19 protein-coding genes are annotated in these 22,538 nt (G+C 58.5%); 12 read left to right on the top strand and 7 right to left on the bottom strand.

Annotated elements, in window-relative coordinates; translation table 11 throughout:
- Nucleotides 1-52: 52 nt before the first annotated feature.
- Both BLW01_RS05865 and BLW01_RS05860 read right to left on the bottom strand, forming a co-directional pair.
- Entirely contained in the window at nucleotides 53-2,878 is a 2,826-nt protein-coding gene (locus BLW01_RS05865; RefSeq protein ID WP_092568604.1) for an insulinase family protein, read from the bottom strand.
- An 83-nt stretch (nucleotides 2,879-2,961) separates the two neighbouring features.
- A complete protein-coding gene (locus BLW01_RS05860) occupies nucleotides 2,962-3,648 on the bottom strand; it encodes an SOS response-associated peptidase (protein ID WP_092568537.1) in 687 nt (228 codons plus the stop codon).
- Between the two features lie 163 nt (nucleotides 3,649-3,811).
- Between BLW01_RS05860 and BLW01_RS05855 the strand changes: the two genes are divergently transcribed.
- Together BLW01_RS05855 and BLW01_RS05850 are read left to right on the top strand one after the other, a co-directional pair.
- Nucleotides 3,812-4,426, top strand: a complete 615-nt coding sequence (locus tag BLW01_RS05855) for a TetR/AcrR family transcriptional regulator (protein WP_092568603.1) — start codon at nucleotides 3,812-3,814, stop codon at nucleotides 4,424-4,426.
- Nucleotides 4,423-6,315: an MFS transporter gene (locus BLW01_RS05850; protein WP_092568536.1), complete on the top strand. Its 1,893-nt coding sequence runs from the start codon at nucleotides 4,423-4,425 to the stop codon at nucleotides 6,313-6,315. Before BLW01_RS05855 ends, BLW01_RS05850 begins: the two co-directional genes overlap by 4 nt.
- A 9-nt stretch (nucleotides 6,316-6,324) precedes the next feature.
- Here the strand turns inward: BLW01_RS05850 and BLW01_RS05845 are convergent, their stop codons facing one another.
- Together BLW01_RS05845 and BLW01_RS05840 are read right to left on the bottom strand one after the other, a co-directional pair.
- Nucleotides 6,325-7,608, bottom strand: a complete 1,284-nt coding sequence (locus BLW01_RS05845; protein ID WP_092568535.1) for an HlyC/CorC family transporter — start codon at nucleotides 7,606-7,608, stop codon at nucleotides 6,325-6,327.
- Nucleotides 7,609-7,702: 94 nt separating this feature from the next.
- A complete protein-coding gene (locus BLW01_RS05840) occupies nucleotides 7,703-8,500 on the bottom strand; it encodes a cytochrome C assembly family protein (RefSeq protein WP_092568534.1) in 798 nt (265 codons plus the stop codon).
- A gap of 206 nt (nucleotides 8,501-8,706) precedes the next feature.
- Between BLW01_RS05840 and ffh the strand changes: the two genes are divergently transcribed.
- From ffh to BLW01_RS05790, 10 genes are all read left to right on the top strand, one after another.
- Entirely contained in the window at nucleotides 8,707-10,110 is a 1,404-nt protein-coding gene (gene ffh / locus BLW01_RS05835; RefSeq protein ID WP_092568533.1) for a signal recognition particle protein, read from the top strand.
- Nucleotides 10,111-10,249: 139 nt separating this feature from the next.
- A complete protein-coding gene (gene rpsP / locus BLW01_RS05830) occupies nucleotides 10,250-10,504 on the top strand; it encodes a 30S ribosomal protein S16 (protein WP_092568532.1) in 255 nt (84 codons plus the stop codon).
- Nucleotides 10,505-10,579: 75 nt separating this feature from the next.
- Entirely contained in the window at nucleotides 10,580-11,128 is a 549-nt protein-coding gene (gene rimM, locus BLW01_RS05825; RefSeq protein WP_229806391.1) for a ribosome maturation factor RimM, read from the top strand.
- Nucleotides 11,129-11,144: 16 nt separating this feature from the next.
- Nucleotides 11,145-11,930 (top strand): tRNA (guanosine(37)-N1)-methyltransferase TrmD, encoded by a 786-nt coding sequence (gene trmD / locus BLW01_RS05820; protein WP_092568531.1) that lies wholly within the window; start codon nucleotides 11,145-11,147, stop codon nucleotides 11,928-11,930.
- 137 nt (nucleotides 11,931-12,067) lie between these two features.
- Entirely contained in the window at nucleotides 12,068-12,424 is a 357-nt protein-coding gene (rplS, locus tag BLW01_RS05815; protein ID WP_092568530.1) for a 50S ribosomal protein L19, read from the top strand.
- Nucleotides 12,425-12,519: 95 nt separating this feature from the next.
- A complete protein-coding gene (gene xerD, locus BLW01_RS05810) occupies nucleotides 12,520-13,422 on the top strand; it encodes a site-specific tyrosine recombinase XerD (RefSeq protein WP_092568529.1) in 903 nt (300 codons plus the stop codon).
- Nucleotides 13,422-14,162, top strand: coding sequence for a DsbC family protein (locus BLW01_RS05805; RefSeq protein WP_342341869.1), 741 nt, complete (start codon nucleotides 13,422-13,424; stop codon nucleotides 14,160-14,162). The genes xerD and BLW01_RS05805 overlap by 1 nt, the downstream gene beginning before the upstream one ends.
- 109 nt (nucleotides 14,163-14,271) lie before the next feature.
- Entirely contained in the window at nucleotides 14,272-15,588 is a 1,317-nt protein-coding gene (locus tag BLW01_RS05800) for a homoserine dehydrogenase (protein WP_092568600.1), read from the top strand.
- Between the two features lie 151 nt (nucleotides 15,589-15,739).
- Complete coding sequence (thrC, locus tag BLW01_RS05795; protein WP_092568528.1) at nucleotides 15,740-17,128, top strand: threonine synthase; 1,389 nt, start codon at nucleotides 15,740-15,742, stop codon at nucleotides 17,126-17,128.
- Entirely contained in the window at nucleotides 17,128-18,900 is a 1,773-nt protein-coding gene (locus BLW01_RS05790; RefSeq protein ID WP_092568527.1) for a single-stranded-DNA-specific exonuclease RecJ, read from the top strand. The genes thrC and BLW01_RS05790 overlap by 1 nt, the downstream gene beginning before the upstream one ends.
- Here the strand turns inward: BLW01_RS05790 and BLW01_RS05785 are convergent.
- From BLW01_RS05785 to BLW01_RS05775, 3 genes are all read right to left on the bottom strand, one after another.
- Nucleotides 18,894-19,313, bottom strand: coding sequence for a VOC family protein (locus tag BLW01_RS05785; protein ID WP_175529779.1), 420 nt, complete (start codon nucleotides 19,311-19,313; stop codon nucleotides 18,894-18,896). The genes BLW01_RS05790 and BLW01_RS05785 overlap by 7 nt on opposite strands.
- Nucleotides 19,314-19,437: 124 nt before the next feature.
- Nucleotides 19,438-22,023 (bottom strand): heavy metal translocating P-type ATPase, encoded by a 2,586-nt coding sequence (locus BLW01_RS05780; RefSeq protein WP_092568525.1) that lies wholly within the window; start codon nucleotides 22,021-22,023, stop codon nucleotides 19,438-19,440.
- Nucleotides 22,020-22,463 carry a MerR family transcriptional regulator gene (locus tag BLW01_RS05775; protein ID WP_092568524.1) on the bottom strand — a complete coding sequence of 148 codons (444 nt, stop codon included), beginning with the start codon at nucleotides 22,461-22,463 and terminating at the stop codon, nucleotides 22,020-22,022. The genes BLW01_RS05780 and BLW01_RS05775 overlap by 4 nt, the downstream gene beginning before the upstream one ends.
- Nucleotides 22,464-22,538: the final 75 nt, after the last annotated feature.

Genomic DNA, 22,538 nt, shown 5'->3' with positions numbered 1-22,538 from the left:
CCTCCGGCGTCCGGAGGGCCCATTATGATTGGACGGTGGTCGGCGATTGCCATCACTCCTCGCCTTCTGGCAGGGGGGATAGTTCCGATACGACCTCCAGTACGTCGCTGGGGGTGTCGCCAGGATCGTAGGTAACGCTGACGACAGCATCACCACGTAATGATTCCCATGTTTCTCGCAACGCCTCATGATCCACTTCCATGACCTGCTCCGCGAGTCGTTCACGTCGATCGAAGTCGGTGTCCCCGTAAGCCAGAGCATACCAAAGCCGATTGGTCAGTTCTCCCAGTGAATTGTCCCGTTGCATCAGCCTGTCTCGAACTGCTTGGCGATATGCCTGGATATCCTCGTCATTCAGTGAGTCGAGCCGGTCACTGAACGTGTCGAGAAAGTCATCGATGTGTGATTGGATCGTTTCGCTCTCGGTGTCCGGTGACTGGACCAGTAGAGACAGGCCGGGGGCATCGAGCATGGGGGAGTAGCCAGCGTTGACGACGTAGCCGAGTTGTTGCTCGGTACGCAGGCGATCATAGAATGGGGACTCGATCAGTTGGCCCAGAACGGCCAGCTTGGCTTGGCTGGCCAGGCTGCGGTCTTGCCCCTGCAAATAGCGCAATACGACGTGCTCCTTCCGGGTGGTTTCCGGATGCAGGGTCGGTAATTCGCTGGTTATGGCTAGGGGCTCGAGCCGAGGAGTATCGTCTGCCTCCAGGCGAGGCTCGAGTGCATCGGCCACCAAGCGTCCGGCACGGGCCGCTTGCTCTTCATCGATATTACCGATAACCATCGATTCGATACGCAGGTTGTCGAGAAAGTGGCGACGGTACTCGCGGACATCTTCTGCACTCAATTCGGCACTCGCGGCGAGCAAGTCGCCCGTCGGCCATTGCGGACGAATCAGCGCCTGGCTCAAGGTGCGGTTCGCTTGACGATGGAGGGCATCCTGAGGTTCGTTGCGCCACTCGCGTTCGAGACGGTGGCGGACCCGTTCGATGCTGCCCTCATCGATGTCCCCCTCCACCAATTGGGAAAGCGCTTCATGCATGACCAGTTCCTGGCGATCACGCCAGCCTGAGAACGATAGCGTCATGCCGCGTGAGTGGGCGTAAGGGTCGAAATTTTGCCCTGCCAAGCGAGCGGGATAGAAGGTTTCATTCAGGCTATCTCCCAGCCATCCGGCCAGCAACCGGGCAAGCACGGCCTCCCTGGCGCTGGTGGCAGCATCCGGATGCTGCAGGCTGAATCGCCATTCCACCTTGGGCGTGTCGAACCCGCTATGTGCCTGGTGCCAGAGCGTGAAACTCTCTTCATCGATCAACAGTGACGGTGCATCATCCTGTTCATCGAGCAGTGACATGTCCTTGGCGATAAACGGGTTTGGCTCCGGAAGAGAAAGGCCGGAAAGGGGCTCTGCCGAGCTGTCGGCCTTTTCATGGATACGATAGTTCGCCTGGAACCAGGGAGACTGTTGATCTCCATCGACATCGGGGCCGCTGTATAGACGTATCAGGTTGTCCGGATTCAGAGCCTGCAGGTACGTTTCTATCTGTTCGGCGTCATAGCCGTCCATGCGGTAGGGAGCATAGTTGACGTCTTCCAGAGGATAATAGGCAAGGTTCATGGACAGCCGCATGGCACTTTGCAATGGGGACCCATGCTGCTGAAACCGAAACTCCTGTTCCGCAAGCTGGGCCTGCTCATCGTAGCGCCACTCTTCGAGGCCGTCTTTCCTGATCAGTTCGATGGCCTCGAACAGGGTGGCCTGGATGCGTGACAGGTGTTCAGCGCCGGCCGGTGTCAGGCTGATATCGATACTGAAGAGGGCTTCATTGCCGTCAGATCGGCTGACGCCTGCCGATAGACCATCGGCGAACCCTGCATCACGTAATGCAGCCAACAGGCTGCCCTCTCCTTCATGGCCCAGGAGGTTGGCCAGATACGCGGCCGGCTTGGTCCGGTAGTCTTCATGTGGGTCGGGGATCGGGAACAGGAACCGTACGCTACGGCTGTCTCGCAGCGATTGCATTGAGACGATACGAGGTAGCTCGTCCTTATTGGCCAATGGTTCCTCAATGGTCTCACGCTCACGATCGTTGTCGGCGATATTGGTGAACCGTTTCCGCACCATGTCTTCGAGTTCATCGAGCGACTGTGGCGCGACGATGGCCAATTGCATGACATTGGCATCGTAGTAACGATGATAGAAATCGATGACGCGCTCGCGCAGGCTCGGCTCGCCCTCCGGCTGATCCGCGAGCGTTTCGCGGCTGCCTACTGAAAAGCCGGTGGTGGGATTATCCGGGTTGAGAAGCTGGTTGAGAACGTCGTTCTCGCGGCGACCATCATCGCGAATCCGCGATTGATATTCGGAATGAACAATACTCCGCTCACTACTCAGTTGGTCGGCGTTGAAAAGTGGCGCGATGAAAAAGCGACTGAAACGGTCCAGGGCGCCTGCGAGGGCATCAGGTTCGATGTCGAAAAAGTAGTTGGTGTCGCGTGTCGACGTGAAGGCATTGTGATTACCGCCGTGACGACTGAGATAGCTCTGGTAGGCATCGGGGTCTGTGTAGTCGTCCGTGCCAAGAAAGAGCATATGCTCCAGCAGATGTGCCAGGCCATCCAGGTCCTCGGGATCATTGGCGCTTCCTACCCCGACATTCATGGAGGTCGCTGCCTTATCTGCCTCAGGGTCGCTGACCAGGAGGACTTCGAGGCCGTTTTCGAGTTCGAGCGTGCGATACTCCCGGGAATCGTGCTCACTGATCTTGGGTGTATCGATGTCGGCGATACCTTCGGCAGGGGCGTCGTCCGCTTTGACATGCCCCGTCGTCACGAAAGCCAGGATGACCAGGATGGACAGAATGGGAATCGGCATACGACGCATGTCACCTGTTGTCGAGATAGTCCATGGGAGCCGGTACGTCGTTAAGCGGGACATGCAAGCAGCTAGGGTAGGCATCATCTCTCCTGTACGTGATGCTGACAGAACATGGGGCCTGTCGGGTAGGCGCAGGACCACTCCTGGCAGGTTGGATCATTCACTTGTCTTGATACCGGAAATGCGCCCAACAGTTCCGCAGGGGACGAAGAAAGTAGCGTCTCTGCATGCTCTCCGGACGCTTCGGAATCCAGCCATTCGGTCGCCCTGTCCGGGGCAATGATGGTCGGGAGACGGTCAGTGAGTGAGGCGAGAAAGGGCGGTGCAGGCACCGTGATCAAGGCCATCGAGTCATGATACTGGGATTCGGAGGTCGGATAGCGGGTCCATATTCCGGCAAGCAGCAAAGGCCCCCTATCATGACGCGTGATCAGAAACGGCTGTTTCATGCGTGGGGCGGGTTTCCACACATAGAAGCCCCCCACTGGCACCAGGCAGCGCTGTGATGCCAGGGCCTCGGCAAACATCGGGCGGCTTCTCAGCGTCTCGGCACGTGCACAATGCTGGGCATGATCCAGTACTTTCAACCATGGTGGAGTGAAGCCCCAGAAAGCACTGGACAGCCGATGTCCCGGGGAAGCCTGCCTGATGATCGAGACAGCCTGTCGAGGTGCCATGTTGGGGCTGGTATGCATGGATGTGTCGCCATGTAAATGATTCAACAGCGTTTCCGGTTCAAATGCAGGTATATAGAGTCGACCGGCCATGGGAGCTCCATTCATGCGAGGGTGATCACGAAGGACAGCGGCGTTCGTGGATCGTCTGCAGCAGGTGGCGGATTGGCATCAGATTCGACATTCTGGTCGAAAACAGTGTTCGATTGCGCTATTCTGGGGCTTGTCCGTCAGCCTATCAACATGCGAGGTGATCATGGCACGTCCCAGACAGCATGCGCCCGAGGCGTTGCATGCCCAGGTCATGTCGGCATGTGATGCCTGGCTCAAGGACAATCCGGTACACTCCCTGTCGCTTCGGGCGCTGGCGAGAGAAGTCGGCTGTGCGCCCAGTACGCTACTCAAACTCTACGGTAGCTTCGGTAATCTGCTTCAGCACGTCAATATCGAGACTCTCTCGCATTTGCGCAATGCGATGGAAGGGTTGAGCGACGCCGGGCCGGAATCTCGCTTGAGGGGGCTGGCGATGGCGTATTGGAGCTTCGCCGAACAGGAGCCCTATCGCTGGCAACTACTGTTTGATCATCCATTGGCCCAGGAAGGTGAACTCGATCAGCGTCAGAATCACCTCATTGAGGCGCTATTCGTCAGGGTCGAGGGGACGTTGAAAGAGTATCAGCCAGCGTTGGATGATCAGGAAGCACAGCGATTGGCGCGGACGTTGTGGGGAAGCGTTCATGGGCTGGTTCAGCTCGGGCTGAATGAACGTCTGGGATATTGGCGGGGGCAACAGCTGGAAGTCAGCGACTTGATAGAGCAGCTGCTGATAACCATCCTGGCAGGCCTTAGGCAGGCACCGAGGGGAACGTGAGTTTGAGGGTGCTGCTCCAGCGCCGCTTTGCTGCTCTCTTCTGGACCCAGGCGTTGGGAGCCGTCAATGATAACCTGTTTCGCCATGTGTTATTGCTGACACTGGCCTATGCGGCGATCCCGCGGCTGGAGTGGGATTCGGGGTTGGTCCTCAATCTGGCGGTTGTCCTCTTTCTGCTGCCTTATCTGTTGTTGTCGGGGTGGGCCGGCAAGTTGGCCGATCGGCTGGATCGGTCGCGACTTATCCGACGGCTCAAACTGCTGGAGCTGATGATTGTCCTCATGGCTGTCGCGGCTATCGCGATGGATGCCGAGATTTTGCTGCTCGTATTATTGCTCATGATGGGCATACAGTCGGCCCTGTTTGCCCCCGTCAAGTATGCCATCCTGCCGCAGTTGGTATCCTCGACCGAGTTGTTGCATGGCAATGCCTGGATGGGGATCGGGACCTTTGCTGCGATGCCGGCAGGGGTCCTGCTGGCCGGTTCCATTGTTGTCCTTCCCGACCCCTGGTGGCATATCGTTGCGATGGCTAGCTTGTCCGTCCTTGCCTTGGCAGGACTTGTTGCCAGCCTGAAGATCCCGCTCATTCGGACGCAGGGCCGAGCGTCCATCGAGACGGTGGGAATTACGCCTTGCACATTGGTGCGCCAGGCGAGTCGTGAACGGCATGTGTTCCCGGCAATACTCGGTATCAGCCTGTTCTGGTTCCTCGTTGCCTGTTATCTGGTGCCGCTGCCGAGCTGGGAAGCGGTGGCTAACAGAGGCGCCCAGGCGGAAACAGCTATCTTGTTGATGGCCTTTTCAACGGGGGGTGCCGTTGGCGCCCTGTTATGTGCTCGCTTGTCGGCCGGTCGCCTGGAAATGGGGTTGGTATCCATCGGAGCGGCAATCATGGGGGGGGCCGGCTTATATCTCGCCGGGCTGGCAGTCAATGGGCAGCCCTTGCAGGTCTCTAACGCCGTCTCCTTCTGGCAACTGGCGTTGGGGTTTTCTCTGGTGGGCGTCGGTGGCGGCCTGTTCGTCGTGCCTCTCTACACCCTGCTTCAGCTGATCAGCCGAAATGAACATCGTGGTCGGATCATCGCGGCAAATAACATCGTCAATGCGGCTGCGATGGTGTTGGCCATGGTATACGCCACGGCGCTACTGTCCTGGCTTGATATCGGACAGCGGCGTTTCGTGGCCAGTTTAGGACTGGTCGCCTTGCTGGTCGGTGTCGTCTTGATGGTGCGGCGCCCCCGGCCGGTCCTGCGACTGATGGTGTTCACTCTGGTGCATTTGATCTACCGCTTGCGCTTTCGGGGTCGACACCATATTCCGACGCGGGGGCCGGCGCTGGTCGTGTGTAATCATGTCAGTTTCATGGATGCGTTGGTCGTGGGAGGGGGATGCCCTCGGCCATTGCGGTTTCTCATGGATCGTCCGATTTATGAGTCGCCGTGGTTGAACTGGTGGTTCCGCATCGTGGGTGCCATTCCCGTCGACGCCGATCGGCGTGACCCGGGGAGTGTGCGGCGTGCGCTTGATGAGGTAAGCCATGCGTTGCGTAACGGGGAGGTCGTCATGTTGTTCCCCGAGGGACGCTTGACCCCCGATGGTGAAATTCGTCCCTTTCGCCGAGGGTTGGATATCATCCTGGCTCGGGATCCCGTGCCGGTAGTTCCTGCCGGGCTGGCTGGATTGTGGGGGTCCTGGACGTCACATTGTGGTGGCAAGGCGCTGACCAAGATGCCAAGGCGAGTTCGGGCAAGAGTGGCGCTTTACTTTGGCCCTCCGTTGACCCCTGAGCAGGCAAGGCGGGGGGAAGTCGAAGCGCATGTCCGCCGCCTCAAAGAGGAAGCCGATCAGTGGGCATCGCCCACTGCATCGTCTCTTTCCAGGGGATAACCGAGAGGCTCAGTCGTTACGCAGGGACCGGCGGGCGTGCTGCCAGCACCGTGCCGAAGTGATCAACTTGTCATGTACGTCGATGATTTCCATCCGCGTTGTCCCCACCTGCAGGCAGGCTGGGCCATCCGGAAAGGATTCCAGATGTTCGAGTATCAGGCCGTTCAACGTCTTGGGACCATCGGTGGGTAGCTGCCAACCGAGTGTCTTGTTCAACTCCCGGATATTGGCGGTGCCTTCGATGACATAGCTGCCATCGTCCTGTGGATGAATCTCCTTTTGCATACCGGCGACGTCTGTGGTGAATTCACCGACGATTTCTTCAAGGATATCCTCGAGCGTGACCAGGCCCTCCACATCCCCGTATTCATCGACCACGATACCGATGCGCCGTTTTTGCTGCTGAAAGTTGAGTAACTGCGTATGCAAAGGGGTGGATTCAGGAATGAAATAGGGCTCTCTGGCCTCTTGAACGATGGCGGCCTTGGTGACCTGGTCTCGTGAAAGAAAACGTGCCGCATTGCGCAGATGAAGCATGCCGATGATGTTGTTGATATCGCCTTTGAAAACGGGAACCCGTGTATGCTGACTGGTGCGAATCTGGGCCAGGATGCTGTCCAGGTCGTCATCCAGATCGATACCGGCGACTTCATGGCGAGGTACCATGATGTCATTGACGGTGACATTTTCCAGGTCGAGTATCGAGAGCAGCATATTACGGTGGCGATGGGGGATCAGCGTCCCGGCCTCATGAACGACGCTACGCAGTTCATCGCGATCGAGACTCGCGGCATTGCCGTCGATCTGTTTGACCCCTGTCAGCCGCAACAGTCCATTGGAGATAATATTGACGAGCCAGACCAATGGGTAAAGCAGTTTCAGCAACGGCTCTAGGGCAAATGAAGCCGGAAAGGCGATCCGTTCAGGCTTGATGGCCGCGTAAGTCTTGGGGGTGACCTCGGCAAAGATCAGAATCACGATGGTGAGAAGCGTGGTGGCAATCGCTGGGCCGGAGACTTCGCCGAAGTAATGGATTGCAATGATGGTGGCGATCGATGCGGCAAGGTTGTTGACGAAGTTGTTGCCGATCAGGATCACGCCGATAAGGCGGTCCGGTCGTGACAGCAAGCGCGTCACGCGCACGGCCGAGGATTCACCGCTACTGGCCTGGTGATTCAGGCGATATCGGTTGATCGACATCATGCCTGTCTCTGAGCTGGAAAAGAAAGCCGACAGGCAAATGAGCAGAAAAAGTAAGCCGAACAGAAGTCCGAGCGGGAAGTCGTCGCTCAAGATCGAAGGGTCCTCGATGACATGTCTGGCTGTTTTTAGGGATAACCGGCACAGGTGTCAAGGTGACGGTCGTCTAAGGTTCGGTACTGCGGGGCTAGGCCCGATGAAACACGATCTCCAGGGCGAACTTGCTCCCGAAATAGGCAAGAAGCAATACAACGAAACCGCCAAGCGTCCAACGAACCGCTTTCAGGCCACGCCACCCAAGCAGGTGGTGTCCTGCCAGCAATAACGAAAAGATGATCCAGGCAGCCAGTGATAACACTGTTTTATGAGCCAGGTGCTGGGCAAATAAGTTGTCGACGAACAGAAAACCGCTGACGATGGAGAGGGTCAATAAGCCGACACCTGCCCAGATGAGTTTGAACAATACCCGTTCCATGGTCGTCAAGGGCGGCAGTGCCTGGACGATACCGAGGGTATGATGGTGACGTAACGCGTGGTTCTGCAAGCCCAGCAGCACGGCTTGTACGGCAGCGATGATCAGTAGCGCGAAGGCCAGAGCCGAACTGATGGCATGGAGTGCGATCCCCGGGCCCAGTTCGCGCCCGGGGACAGGGCTGGCACCAATGATAAGGATCAGGCTGATTGCCGCCAGGGGAAAGACGCCGACAGACGCATTGGTGAGAGGCAATGCCACGCTCACGATTAACAGCAGCAGGACAACCACGCCACTGGCGAGGACGAGGCTCGACAACAGATCCAGGCTCAACCCACCGTGATGGATGATGGCGCCAGCGATGACGACCCCGTGACACGCTAGGGCCACGCAGCCTGCGCCACGAATCAACGTCGGCTGCTGGGAAACACGGCGCCCCAGTGCCAGGGCCTGCCACAGGGCGGCTCCGGAATAGAGTATGATGGCCAGTAAAGCAAAAGGGAACGACTGCATCGATTGCTGTCCATGCGCCGACGATGTCGGCGTTGCGGTCGTGAAACACAGGATGACGAGAATACTTACGCAAGCGAATACTATACCGAAGTCTGGGCCCTACGCACAGCCGGCTGGAATCGATACATCATGATTGCATGGAGACTGGGCCGGGTAAGGCGTATAATCCGTAACCAAAGGCTAGGTTTACCCGCCGGAGAGGCAACATGTTCGAGAGTCTGACAGATCGCCTGTCGAAAACGCTCAAGTCAATTAGTGGTCAGGCCAGACTGACCAACGAAAATATCCAGGATACGCTGCGGGAGGTTCGTCGCGCCCTGCTGGAGGCCGATGTCGCCCTCCCGGTGGTGAAAGCGTTCATCGAACGGGTGCGTGAGCGCGCAGTGGGCCAGGAGGTGTCCAAAAGCCTGTCGCCAGGCCAGCAGTTCGTTAAGATCGTCCAGCAGGAGCTCGAGGCGATCATGGGCGAAGGCAATGTCCCGCTGGAACTCAAGGCACAGCCTTCGGTCATTCTGATGGCCGGTCTGCAAGGGGCAGGCAAGACGACATCCGTGGCCAAACTGGCGCGCTATCTGCGTGAGCGTGAAAAAAAGAAGGTGCTGGTGGTTTCTGCGGATGTGTACCGTCCGGCGGCGATCGATCAACTCGAAACCCTGGCGGGTGAGGTCGAGGTGGATTTCTTCCCCTCGAGCAGTGATCAGCAGCCGGTTGCGATCGCCAATGCGGCGATCAAACACGCCAAGATCCAGTTTCATGACGTGGTGATCGTCGATACGGCCGGACGGTTGCACGTCGACAGCGACATGATGGACGAGATCCGGGCCCTCCATAAGGCGGTGTCCCCGGAAGAGACGCTATTCGTTGTCGATGCCATGACCGGCCAGGATGCTGCCAATACGGCCAAGGCGTTCCACGATGCTCTGCCGCTGACGGGGGTGATTCTGACCAAGGCGGACGGTGATGCGCGTGGCGGCGCGGCATTGTCGGTGCGCCATGTCACCGGGAAGCCGATCAAGTTCATGGGGATGGGGGAAAAGGTCGATGCCCTGGAGTCATTCCATCCCGATCGTGTGGCTTCACGTATTCTCGGCATGGGAGATGTGCTCTCCCTGATCGAAGAGGCCGAGCGAACCGTCGACAAGGGAAAAGCCGATAAGCTCGCCAAGAAAGTCAAAAAAGGCAAGGGGTTCGACCTCGAGGACTTTCGTGATCAGCTTCAGCAGCTCAAGAAAATGGGCGGCATGGGGGGCCTGATGAGCAAGATGCCCGGTATGGGGCAGATGGCTGAGATGGCGCAGGGGCCGGGTCCCGAAAAGGAGTTGGGCAAACTTGAGGCCCTGATCAATTCCATGACTCCCCATGAGCGGCGCAAACCCGAGATCATCAATGGGTCGCGCAAGCGCCGTATTGCGGCTGGTGCCGGCTTGCAGGTTCCTGACCTCAATCGTCTGCTCAAGCAGCATAAACAGATGCAGAAGATGATGAAGAAAGCCGGCAAGAAAGGCGGGATGCAGAATATGATGCGGGGGCTGCCCGGTATGGGAGGTGGCCAGGGAGGTCCTGGCGGCCCCGGAGGTCTCGGTGGGCCGGGGGGCATGCCCTGGCGTTAATGGGCTGTCAAGGAAAAGGTTTCCAATTGGCTGCGATTTACGTAGAATACTGCGTCTTCGCAGCGTGGCTATGTAATGTCGCCTAGCCCGCTAGCCCTGATATTCATTCAGCAAATCCAACTGAAGGACAGATAACGCAATGGTTACCATTCGTCTGGCTCGCGCTGGCGCCAAGAAGCGTCCCTTCTATCATTTGGCGGTCAGCGATTCACGCAATCCCCGTGATGGCCGTTTCATCGAGCATGTGGGCTTCTTCAACCCGGTCGCTCGTGGCCAGGAAGAACGGCTGCGCATTGACCTTGATCGCATTGGCCATTGGCAAAGCCATGGTGCACAGGTCTCTGATCGTGTCGCCGAGTTGATCAAGGAAGCTCGCAAGCAAGCGCAAGCGTAACGTCTGCTGGATAGCATGGTGCGTTGAATCCGGTTCCGGTCTACCGGTGCAGCGGCGTCCAGGAGTCCCTCGACCATGTCGACAGGTCACGAGCACGAAATGATATCCGACACCGGAAAACAGCATGTCGTGCTGGGAAAGCTGACCAGTGCTTATGGCACCAAGGGGTGGCTGAGAGTGTACTCCTATACCAGCCCAATGGACGGCATCCTCGATTATCCGGAATGGCTGTTGCATCAGGGAGAGACGGTGGGCTCCTGGAAAGTCCGGGAGGGGCGTCGTCAGGGCAAGGGTCTGGTTGCTTGCCTTGAGGGGGTCAACCATCGTGACCAGGCAGAGCGGTTGGCTGGCGCCGAGATCTTGCTGCCCACCGAGGCGTTACCGGCGCTCGAAGAGGGCGAGTACTACTGGTATCAGCTGGAAGGTCTCGATGTCGTCACACGTCATGGGGTCGTACTCGGACGGGTTGATTACATGCTGGAGACGGGCGCCAATGATGTGCTGGTTGTCAAGCACCCTGATGAGGGCAGGGAGCGGTTGCTACCGTTCGTTCCCGATGATGTCGTGGTCGATGTTGACCTGGAAGGTCAGCGTATGACGGTCGATTGGGATCCGGACTTTTGACGATGCCGGGTTGCTCATGTGGGTAGGCGTCGTGTCTCTGTTCCCCGAAATGTTCGATGCGGTGACGCGTTATGGTGTGACCGGTCGAGCCGTGTCGAAGGGGCTGCTGGAAGTCGCATGCTACAATCCACGGGATTACGCACAGGACAAGCATCGTACTGTGGATGACCGCCCCTATGGAGGTGGTCCCGGCATGCTGATGAAAGTCGATACGCTCAGGCAGGCGATACATGTCGCTCGTGAAAGCGCAGAACGTCGAACCGGGCAGCGTGCCAAGGTGGTTTATCTATCGCCTCAAGGTCGGTTGCTCGATCAGCGAGGAGTGAAGAACCTGGCAGCCTCGTCGCCGCTGGTATTGGTTGCCGGGCGCTATGAGGGTATTGATGAGCGCGTCGTGGAAGCTGACATCGATGAGGAGTGGTCGATAGGTGATTACGTGCTCAGTGGAGGCGAACTGCCGGCGATGGTACTGATCGATGCAGCGGCCAGATTGGTCCCCGGCGTCTTGGGGCACCAGGATTCGGCGGATGAGGACTCCTTTAGTGATGGCCTTCTCGACTGTCCGCATTATACCCGACCGGAGGCCGTCGATGGGCGTGAAGTTCCCAAGGTCCTGCTCAGCGGCGATCATGGGGCGATAAGACGCTGGCGGATGAAATCCTCCTTGGGTCGAACGTGGCTTCGGCGCCCGGATCTGTTGGAGAATAAGACGTTGGATACGGAGCAGCGCAAGCTGCTGGATGAATTCATTGAAGAATACGCCGACCAGGCGGAGGTGCAGGGTTCTTCGGAATCGACATGACTGGATGTCGTCGGTCTGATGGTCGAAACACCTGTGTCACTCATAGGATTCCCGCGTCATCGCGCCATGAGGCCGAGAGCGTCGGGGTCACGACTTCCGGGGTAACCCGGTTGGCAAGAATTGACGAGGAGCTAGCAATGAGTAGCAAGAACAAGGTGATCCAGGCGGTTGAAGCCGAGCAGATGACCAAGGAAATCCCGGCATTTGCACCCGGCGACACCGTGGTCGTACAGGTCAAGGTCAAAGAAGGCAACCGAGAGCGCCTGCAGGCATTTGAGGGTGTGGTCATCGGCAAGCGCAACCGGGGACTGAACTCCGCTTTCACCGTACGTAAGGTCTCTCACGGTGTGGGCGTAGAGCGCACCTTCCAGACCTACAGCCCGTTGGTGGACTCCATCTCGGTCAAGCGTCGCGGTGACGTTCGGCAGGCGAAGCTCTACTATCTCCGCGAGCGTAGCGGCAAGTCTGCACGTATCAAGGAAAAGCTGGCGTAACGCCCCAGGCCTCCCTGGTACGGCACTAGGCCGTGAACCGTATACCCCGTCACCGCATGCGCGGGGCGGGGTATTGTCGTTTCGGGGGAACCCTGATGAGTCGAGCGGACGAGCAAACAGGGCAGGTGGATGCCTTTCTCGATGTCCTGTGGCTGGAGCAGGGGGTGAGTCCACATACCTTATCCGCTTACCGTAATGACCTGGAGGCATGGAGCAAACGGCTCCGGGAGCAGGGGCGGTCGCTAATGTCACCAGGCCAGGAAGCATTGCCAGCATGGCTCGACGAGCGTCGTGCCCAAGGATATCACTTGCGCACGAATGCCCGTCTATTGTCCACATTGAGACGTTTCTACCGATGGGCATTGGCATCGGGAGCCATCGAGCATGATCCACTGGCCGACGTAGCCCTTCCCCGTGTTCGTCCCAGCCTGCCAAACACCTTGGACGAGCAAGAAGTCGAGCGCTTGCTTGAGGCTCCGGATGTGAGTACGGCCATCGGCCTACGCGACCGTGCCATGCTTGAAGTGCTCTACGCTGGAGGCTTGCGGGTGTCCGAATTGGTCGGTTTGACCATGGATTCGGTGAATGTTCGCCAAGGTGTGGTTCGCGTGGTCGGGAAAGGGGACAAGGAGCGTTTGGTCCCCTTGGGGGAAGAGTCGCTGTATTGGTTGGAGTCCTATCTGCGATCCGGGCGAGGAGTGCTGATGAAGGACGTCGCACGGCCAGCACTGTTTCCTGGACGAGGAGGCGGTTTCATGACACGCCAGACCTTTTGGCATCGTATCAAGCATTACGCTGTCGTGGCCTGCATCGATAAACCGTTGTCCCCTCATACGCTGCGCCATGCGTTTGCAACGCATCTATTGAATCATGGCGCCAACTTGCGTGTCGTACAACTGTTGTTGGGTCACAGTGATCTGTCGACGACGCAAATTTATACGCATGTTGCGCAGGCTCGCCTGGAAGCGCTACATGCCGAACACCACCCCAGAGGTTGATGATGAGAATCCCCCCGTTGCTGGCATTTGGCGCCTTCATGTTGGTTGCACTGACAGGACCTTCCGTACAGGCAGACCCTCCGGATGCGTTGCTTGAAGATATTGAAGTCAACGGTGAACCCATGCCGGTCGAGAGCGTTCGTGATACCCCGTTGCCGGACATTTATCACGTCCGACTGGAAAATGGCGAAACCTTCTACAGCGATAGTGAGGGCAAGCACTTTCTGGTTGGCGATCTTTACAGGAATGGTGAAGATGGGTTGGTCAACTTGAGCGAGCAGGGGCGTAATGAAGAGCGTGCTGCCCGTATCGCCACGGTGCCTGAAAGTGAAAGGGTCATCTTTCGTGGTGTGCATGACACCAAGGCAAGAGTCACGGTATTTACCGATGCCACCTGTCCGTATTGCCGTAAATTTCATGAAGAGGTTCCGCGGCTGAACGAGATGGGCATTGCAGTACATTATCTGGCATTCCCGCGCGGCGGGTTGTCGTCCGAGGGCGGTCGGGAGTTGCGTCAGATCTGGTGTGCCGACAACCGAACCGAGGCGATGAACGCCGCCAAGCGGGATGAAGCGCTACCCGATACCGAAGACTGCGACAACCCGGTCGAGGATCAGTATCATCTTGGTATGGATATCGGGGTCGAAGGCACGCCGGCGATCGTGCTTCCCGACGGTCGCCTGGTGCCTGGATACGTACCGGCCGAACGGCTCGCTGACATGCTGGGCGTGTCGGGTTAAGCATAGCCGTTGACAGGCCCGATGGGGCTTTTTAGTTTGAACGATTCTATCGGCGGTTTGGCGAAAGTGCTGAGCCCGAAAGCAGGATACAATCAAGGGGATGGCAACATTGAAACCGGTGAGAGTAGGAATCTGTGGTCTTGGAACCGTCGGTGGCGGGACGTTTAATGTGCTCATGCGCAATGCCGACGAAATTGCCCGGCGTGCCGGACGGCCGATCGTGATCGAGCAAGTGGCGATGCGCCGCGACAACCCGGACTGCGATACCACCGGCGTCAAGACCACTTCCGATGTGTTCGAAGTGGCCGGCAATCCCGATATCGATGTCCTGGTCGAGCTGATCGGTGGCTACGACACGGCCAGGGAATTGGTTCTGACAGCCATTGGCAACGGCAAGCATGTCGTCACCGCCAACAAGGCACTGATCGCCGTTCACGGCAACGAGATTTTCCAGGCGGCCCACGAGAACGGTGTCATTGTGGCGTTCGAGGCGGCTGTGGCCGGTGGTATCCCGGTGATCAAGTCGCTTCGCGAGGGTTTGGGCGCCAACCGGATCGAATGGTTGGCTGGCATCATCAACGGTACAGGCAACTACATCCTGACCCACATGCGCGATGAAGGCCGCGCATTCGAAGATGTACTCGCCGAGGCGCAAGCCCTGGGGTATGCCGAAGCGGATCCGACATTCGATGTCGAGGGGATCGATGCCGCCCACAAGTTGACCATTCTGGCCTCGATCGCTTATGGCGTTCCTTTGCAGTTCGACAAGGCCTATACCGAGGGGATTTCACGGATCACCTATGATGATGTCGAGCAGGCCGATAACCTGGGCTATATCATCAAACACCTCGGTATTTCCAAACGCACCGAATCCGGATTCGAGTTGCGTGTCCATCCGACACTGATTCCCAAGGAACGTTTGCTGGCCAACGTTCACGGCGTCAAGAACGCTATCGCCGTGATGGGGGATGCCGTGGGGCCGACACTGTATTACGGCGCCGGGGCCGGGGCCGAACCAACGGCCTCCGCCGTTGTCGCCGATTTACTCGATGTGGCGCGCGACATCACGACGGATCACCACTATCGTGTCCCGTATCTTGCCTTCAGCGGCATCCATGAAAACGATAATAACCTGCCGATGCTGCCAATGGAGGATATCGTCACAGCCTATTATCTACGGCTATTGGCGGTGGATCGCCCGGGGGTGCTGGCCAGGGTCGCAACGATTCTTTCCGAGCGGGGCATTTCGATCGAGGCAATTATCCAGAAAGAAGCCACCGAGGGCGAACTGGTACCGATCATCTTGCTGACGCACCGCACGCGCGAAAAGCATATGAACGAAGCGATTCGCCAACTCGAATCGCTGGCTGACATTGCCGGTCCGGTAACGCGGATTCGGGTCGAATCGCTCGACGAGCAGGAATAACGACGCCACGCTTGGTACCAGCGGAGCCAGGCACAGGCATGCGCGAAGCGTCTTTCTCAGGGGTGAAAAAGCCGAGCCCCCAAGGATGTTCACCGCGTCTTCGCGTAGCCTGTGGCTGGCCAAGCCGCGAGCTGGACGACAGGATAAACGCATGCGCTATATCAGTACCCGCGGGCAGGCGCCCGCACTGAGTTTCGAAGAGGTCGTGCTGACCGGCATGGCCAGCGATGGCGGACTCTATGTGCCAGAGGAGATTCCGCCACTATCGCACGAGGCGTTGGCCTCCATGGCGGGGCTTTCGTACGCCGAGATCGCCTTTCGGGTCATGAAGCCCTATGTGGGTGGGGAAATCGACGACGATACCTTCCGTACCATTGTGCGTGACGCTTATGCCGCCTTCAGTCATGATGCGGTCGTCCCTCTGAACCAGCTCGATGCCAACCATTTCCTTCTCGAGCTTTTCCATGGACCGACACTGGCATTCAAGGATGTCGCTCTACAACTGCTCGGCCGTATTCTCGATCATTTTCTGGCCAAGCGCGGTGAGCGTGCGGTGATCATGGGGGCCACTTCCGGCGATACCGGGTCGGCGGCGATAGAAGGCTGCCGTCATTGCGATAACCTCGATATCTTTATCCTGCATCCGCATAATCGGGTGTCAGAGGTGCAGCGCCGCCAGATGACCACGGTGTTGGCCGACAACGTATTCAACATTGCCATCGAGGGCAACTTCGACGATGCCCAGGCCATGGTCAAGGCCAGTTTCGCCGATCAGGATTTTCTCGATGGCACGCGCCTGGTCGCGGTCAACTCGATCAACTGGGCGCGCATCATGGCCCAGATCGTCTATTACGTGGCCGCTGCGGTTGCCTTGGGAGCCCCCCGTCGTGATGTCAGTTTCTGTGTGCCCTCGGCCAATTTCGGCAATCTCTTCGCGGGTTACATGGCTTATCGAATGGGGTTGCCGGTCCAGCAGTTCATCATCGCGACCAACGCCAACGACATCCTGCACCGGACCCTGGCCGACAACGATTTCTCCAAGCGCGATCTGATCGCGACTCTGGCCCCATCGATGGACATCGTCGTCTCATCGAATTTCGAGCGTTTGTTGTTCGAGGCTTACGATCGTGATGCCGAGGCGGTAGGCACGTTGCTGGAACGCTTTCAGGTCGAGCCAGCCGCATTGGCTGATGCTCCGCTGGCCGATTTAAGGCGTCTTTTCGCCAGCCACAGCGTCGATGACGACACGATTCTCGACGTCATTCGTGAAGCACATCAGCGAACCCAGGAAACGCTGGATCCTCATACCGCCACTGGCTATCGAGCCGCAGAACGGGTCCGCAGTGACAGCACGGTACCGATGATCACCCTGGCCACAGCGCATCCGGCCAAATTTGCCGAGGCCGTGGTCAAGGCCGGCTTTCCAGGCGTGCCGTTGCCTCCCCACATGGATGATCTGCTGGAGCGCGAAGAGCGGTATACGGTGTTACCGGCAACGCTGGAGTCGGTCCAACGCTTTGTGGCCGAGCAGCGTCGCTGATGTCACTGGTGCCGCGTATCGAGCAACGTCTCCGCGATGAGGCGCTCTATGCCCGCGCGCGGTCCGAGGGGATGACCGAACTGCAGGCACGGGTCCTGGCCGGGCGACTGTCGGGATACCAGGGGGATGTCAAGCGACTGGTTTCTCCCAGCCTGCGATACCTGGACCATCCCGAACATCTGCAGGATGCTCGGCGTGCCGCGGAGCGTATCGCTCAGGCGGTCAGCGAGGGAGAGCACATCGGCATCCTCACGGACTACGATGTCGACGGCATCACTTCGCATGTCATCATTCTTCGAACATTGAATGAGCTGTTCGGTGTCGCCTCCAGTAAACTCCATAGCCTGATTGGTCACCGTATCCACGATGGTTACGGGATCAGCTTGCCATTGGTGGAACGTGCGCTGTCGCTGTCTCCGCCCCCGAGCGTCGTGATCACGGCTGACTGTGGCTCGTCGGATGAGCCCCGTATTGCGCGACTCCGGGAGGCGGGGATCGATGTGATCGTGAGTGACCATCATGCACTGCCTCACGAGGGGCCTCCTCCATCGGCTTATGCCACCATCAACCCGACACGCGATGATTGCCCTTATCCGGACCCGACGATTGCCGGGTGCATGGTGGCGTGGTTGGTCATGTCGTTGACCCGTAGCGTATTGATCGAGTGGGGAGTGTTGTCTGAATCGACGCCCAAACTGTCGCCCTGGCTCTCTTATGTTGCACTGGGTACCGTGGCCGATTGTGTCTCGCTCGGTGGCAGTGCCACTAACCGAGCCGTCGTCACCCATGGGCTGACGCTGATCAATCGTATGGAAGCTCCCTGTTGGCGGGCCATGGCCGAACGACTCGGCCCCGATAGTCTTCCCTTTGATGCCGAGACGCTGGCTTTCCAGATGGGACCTCGAATCAACGCTCGGTCTCGCTTGGATGACCCCTATGCCGCCTTGCACTTCATGCTGGCGAGCGAGGATGCTGCGGCAACCCGTCATCTTGATGTGCTGGAGCAGGATAACCAGTCACGCAAGGCGATTGAAGCCGATATGACAGAAGCTGCACGACAGCTGGCGATGCCCCAGTTGGCAGATGAGATGCCTGCCTTGGTAGTGTTTCTCGATGATGGGCATGCAGGGGTACAAGGGATCGTTGCCTCGCGATTGGTGCAGGCCTTCGGAAGGCCGACCATCGTGCTGACGCGGGCCTCGACCCCGGGCATGCTCACCGGCTCGGGACGTTCCGTAGAGGGAATTCATCTACGCGATGCGTTGCAGCGGGCTCATGACTTGGCCCCAGAGGCGTTACCCCGGTTCGGTGGACATGGCGGTGCAGCAGGCGTCGGATTGCCGGAAAGTGAAATGCTTACCTTCCAGACAGCCTTTCTCGATGCGATACGTGAACAGTTGGGTGACCGGGAACTCTACCCACGTATTCTCACCGATGGCGAATTGGCTCCGGAGCAGTTGTCATTGGCAACGCTCGAGGAGTTGGACAGCCTGGCACCCTATGGCCGAGAGTTCGAATCGCCCTTGTTCGAAGGCGAGTTTCTGCTGGAGAATCTCCGGGTTGTGGGAGCGGAGGGCAATCATTTGATGCTGGAGGTGTCGTCTGGCCACATCGCATTACGAGCGATCTGGTTCCGGGCGCTGACTCCGGGAGAGGTGCCGGGATTCACGCTGGGGCAACGGTTGCATTGCGCGTTCAAACTCAACCGCAATCGCTGGAAAGGGCGGGAGTCTCTCCAGCTCATGATTGAACATGCAGAGCCTGTTCAGTAATTCGGCCAGACACCAGGCGTCGCCAGTTCCAGCAGATGACCGTCAGGATCACGGAAGTAGACACTCTCCCCGCCGCGCGGCCAGTGAGTGCGACCTTCGATGGTGATGCCGTGATCCTCGAGCTGAGCTTCCCAGGACTCGAGCTCGCGAGTCGCGATGGCAAAGGCCATATGGATACGGCCCTGGCCGTCATGGGGAGGAATCGTCCCCATCTCATCGGGAAGCATGACCGTTTCCAGAGTTTCACCACGCAGGAAAAGTAGCAGCACGGTACCGGCCCCGGCGTCATAGGCAGTGAACCGGTGGTCGGCAGTGAAGGGAATGAGCCCCAGCGCTCCCTCGAAGAAGGCGCGCGCCCTGGCCATATCCTCTACGTAGAGTGCCGTTTCTAACACACCATTGAGCTTGGGCATCATCACTCCTCATTACCGATATCACTTGCAGCTTAGCAAGTCTCACGACCTTAGTGTCTAGGCCACCAGAACCACCAGGCGATCGCTGCGATCAACATGATTCCTGTCAGATTGACCACCCATGTCATGCGTTGACCTCCTCTGCCCGAGACATTTGATTATCCTGGCGTGGTGTTGCCTGATGCGACGTGCGGAACATTCTCAGTCGGTTGGCATTGCTGACCACCGTGACGGACGACAGTGACATGGCGGCACCGGCAATCATGGGGGAGAGCAGCATGTCGGTGAATGGATAAAAGATACCGGCAGCAATGGGGATGCAGAGACTATTGTAACCAAAGGCTCCCCACAGGTTCTGCTTGATATTGATCAGTGTAGCGCGGCTGATCTCGATGGCATCGGCGACGCCATGCAAGGAATTACGAATGAGGGTCATACCGGCGCTTTCGATAGCGACGTCCGTTCCCTGCCCGATGGCGAAGCCGACATCGGCCTGTGCCAGTGCAGGGGCATCGTTGATGCCGTCACCGACCATTCCCACGACCTCGCCCCGTTGTTGCCGACGCTCGATATCAGCGTGTTTGTCCTCCGGCATCAGACCGGCCTGGAACTCGTCAATGCCGACACTGGCGGCGATGGCAGCCGCCGTATGCTGATTGTCACCAGTGAGCATCACGATGCGCAGGCCATCATCTTGCAGGCGTTTGACGGCGGCGATGGCATCGTTTCGCAAGGGATCGCTAATGCCGAATACGGCTTCGAGCCGTTGGTTGCGTGCAAAGTAGATGATGGTTCGTGCGTCTTGTTCCAGTTGACTGGCCCAGTCAGAACCATCGGCAAGTGATATGCCGGCGTCCTCCAGCAACGCTGCATTGCCAAGACGCAGCGTATCGCCATTAGTCTTGGTGGCCATGACGCCACGACCGGTAAGGCTGCCGAAATCACGAACCTCTCCCGCTGCGGCTCCCCGGCTTTGTGCATAACTCAGCAGAGCACTGGCCAAGGGGTGTTCCGACCCACGTTCCAGGGCGGCGACATCGGCCAGTATCTCGCTCTCCCCTCGTCCAAAGCACCGAGCTTCGGTGACCCGCGGCTTGCCTTCGGTCAGGGTGCCTGTCTTGTCGACGATCAATGTGGTCAGTCGGCTGGCGGTTTGCAGAGCGTCACCGCTGCGAATCAGGACACCTTGCTCGGCGGCCTTGCCGACGCCGATCATGGTCGAGATCGGGGTGGCCAGGCCTAGCGCACAAGGGCAGGCGATGATCAGCACGGTAGTGGCAGTGACCAGCATGTGGATAACCCGTGGTTCGGCACCGATGTTGAACCAGACCATTGCCGTGAGTACGGCGACGATCATGACGGCGGGAACGAAGACGCTCGAGACGCGATCTGCCAACTCACCAATGGGGGGGCGCGAGTTCTGAGCACGAGCGACCTGCTCGGTGATCTGGCCAAGCCGGGTATCGGCCCCGACACGGGTAGCCTGGTAAACCAGACTGCCCTTGCCGTTGACGGTGCCGGCATTGACCTCGTCACGGGGCTGCTTGGCGATGGGGACAGGCTCGCCGGTCAGCATGGACTCATCGACATGGCTCCGGCCTTCGATCACCTCTCCATCCACGGGTAAACGTTCACCGGGCCTGACCCGGATGTGATCGCCTTTGCGTACAGCGTCGACGGCGATGTCGATCTCATCGCCATTGCGGATGACCCGAGCCGTCTTGCTTTGCAGGTCAAGCAGTCGTTTCAGGGCCTCACTGGTGCGGCCGCGTGCTTTGAGTTCCATCGCCTGGCCCAACAGAATCAGGCCGATGATCATGGCTGATGCCTCGAAGTAAATACCCCGTGCCGCTTCGGGCAGAAACTCGGCGAACAGCACCACGACCATGGAGTAGAGCCAGGCAGTGCCGGTCCCCAGTGCGACGAGCGTGTCCATGTTGGCCTGGTGATGGGTGAAGGCTTGCCAGGCGCTGATAAAGAAGTGGCGCCCAGGCCCGGCGAGGATCCCCAGTGACAACAGGCCAATGACAATCCAGAACAGTTGACCGGAGCCGCTGGGATCGGGATGGACAATGAACATGCCGGCCATGAGAGGCACTCCGAGCCCCAGTGCCATGGCGCTTCCGCGCAGGTGGCGGCGATAGTCTCGCGTCTGATTGTCCTCGCGTGCCGCTTCCGCCTCCTGGAGATCGGCCATGGGTTCGGCACCGTAGCCGACGGCCGTTACCGAGGCGACCAATTGCTCCGACGACGCCGTGCCATGGACCTGCGCCGTGTGTGTCCCGAAATTCACGTCCGCATCAGTTACGCCGGATGTCGAGGATAACGCTTGTTCGACGGTACGAACGCAACTGGCACATGTCATCCCGGAGATGGCAAGGCGTTGGGTTGTGCCATGTTTGGCCGGGCGCTGCTCAGATATCAGGGATCGAGGCGATTCAACTTCTCCGTCCTGTTCGCGCGACAGAGGCGTCTGTCTGCCGTTGTCCGTTCCTGTGCCTTCCCCCTCTGGCGGATAGCCGGCGTCAGCGAGCAAGCGGTCGAGTGTTTCCGGTTCCAGCGAGGTTGTGACATGGAGTTGCTTATCATCGGATGAACCGACGATGTCCGCGTTATTGTCGTGCGCTTGTATCGCTCGCCGTATGTTGTCGATGCACCCCTGGCAACGGATGTTCGGGACATGACGATGTTGGAGGTTCGGCTGATTCATGAGCCTTCCTCCTTGTCTTCCGACGACGGGTCGAGCGGTTCGGGAAAACTCTCGATCAGCCGGCACAAACTATGGCCATCAGGCGTACCGTCAGGCATGTCGGCCCAGTTCTCCAGCGCCTTCTCCATGCGTGTTGCCAGTGCCTGGAGCTCGGCGATTTGTGCGCGAATCTGAGGCAGGCGGGTGGCTAGCAGGTCACGGACCATCGGGCAGGGAGAATCGCCATGGTCCGCGTGGGCCAGGATGTCAGCGACTTCTTTCACACTGAACCCCAGTGTTCGGGCTCTCTGAATGAAACGTAACCGTTGCAGGTCCTCCCCGTCATAAAGCTGATAGCCGTTATTCGGGTTGCGATCCGGTGTCAGCAGCCCCTCTCGGGTGTAATGACGTACGGTTTCTGGCGTAACGCCTGTGGCACTGGCCAGGTCACTGACTTTCATCAGGGTCTCCATCACGGGAACACGTTATCGTGAGTGTAAAACCTTTGTGTTACACAAAGGTCAACTCAGAAAAAG

Origin of the sequence: Aidingimonas halophila (assembly GCF_900106955.1) — a bacterium.
Classification (GTDB): Bacteria; Pseudomonadota; Gammaproteobacteria; order Pseudomonadales; family Halomonadaceae; genus Aidingimonas; species Aidingimonas halophila.
The sequence above is the reverse complement of the archived record's forward strand: the minus strand, read 5'-3'. Positions and strand labels throughout refer to the sequence as shown.

What these genes read in the sequence shown, in the direction of transcription:
- rplS (WP_092568530.1), top strand. Translation starts at nt 12,068, where the DNA reads ATGAGTAGCAAGAACAAGGTGATCCAGGCGGTTGAAGCCGAGCAGATG.
- thrC (WP_092568528.1), top strand. Translation starts at nt 15,740, where the DNA reads ATGCGCTATATCAGTACCCGCGGGCAGGCGCCCGCACTGAGTTTCGAA.
- BLW01_RS05860 (WP_092568537.1), bottom strand. Translation starts at nt 3,648, where the DNA reads ATGGCCGGTCGACTCTATATACCTGCATTTGAACCGGAAACGCTGTTG.
- xerD (WP_092568529.1), top strand. Translation starts at nt 12,520, where the DNA reads ATGAGTCGAGCGGACGAGCAAACAGGGCAGGTGGATGCCTTTCTCGAT.
- BLW01_RS05840 (WP_092568534.1), bottom strand. Translation starts at nt 8,500, where the DNA reads ATGCAGTCGTTCCCTTTTGCTTTACTGGCCATCATACTCTATTCCGGA.
- BLW01_RS05865 (WP_092568604.1), bottom strand. Translation starts at nt 2,878, where the DNA reads ATGCCGATTCCCATTCTGTCCATCCTGGTCATCCTGGCTTTCGTGACG.
- rpsP (WP_092568532.1), top strand. Translation starts at nt 10,250, where the DNA reads ATGGTTACCATTCGTCTGGCTCGCGCTGGCGCCAAGAAGCGTCCCTTC.
- BLW01_RS05855 (WP_092568603.1), top strand. Translation starts at nt 3,812, where the DNA reads ATGGCACGTCCCAGACAGCATGCGCCCGAGGCGTTGCATGCCCAGGTC.
- BLW01_RS05780 (WP_092568525.1), bottom strand. Translation starts at nt 22,023, where the DNA reads ATGAATCAGCCGAACCTCCAACATCGTCATGTCCCGAACATCCGTTGC.
- BLW01_RS05785 (WP_175529779.1), bottom strand. Translation starts at nt 19,313, where the DNA reads ATGCCCAAGCTCAATGGTGTGTTAGAAACGGCACTCTACGTAGAGGAT.
- ffh (WP_092568533.1), top strand. Translation starts at nt 8,707, where the DNA reads ATGTTCGAGAGTCTGACAGATCGCCTGTCGAAAACGCTCAAGTCAATT.
- BLW01_RS05790 (WP_092568527.1), top strand. Translation starts at nt 17,128, where the DNA reads ATGTCACTGGTGCCGCGTATCGAGCAACGTCTCCGCGATGAGGCGCTC.
- trmD (WP_092568531.1), top strand. Translation starts at nt 11,145, where the DNA reads ATGTGGGTAGGCGTCGTGTCTCTGTTCCCCGAAATGTTCGATGCGGTG.
- BLW01_RS05775 (WP_092568524.1), bottom strand. Translation starts at nt 22,463, where the DNA reads ATGAAAGTCAGTGACCTGGCCAGTGCCACAGGCGTTACGCCAGAAACC.
- BLW01_RS05805 (WP_342341869.1), top strand. Translation starts at nt 13,422, where the DNA reads ATGATGAGAATCCCCCCGTTGCTGGCATTTGGCGCCTTCATGTTGGTT.
- rimM (WP_229806391.1), top strand. Translation starts at nt 10,580, where the DNA reads ATGTCGACAGGTCACGAGCACGAAATGATATCCGACACCGGAAAACAG.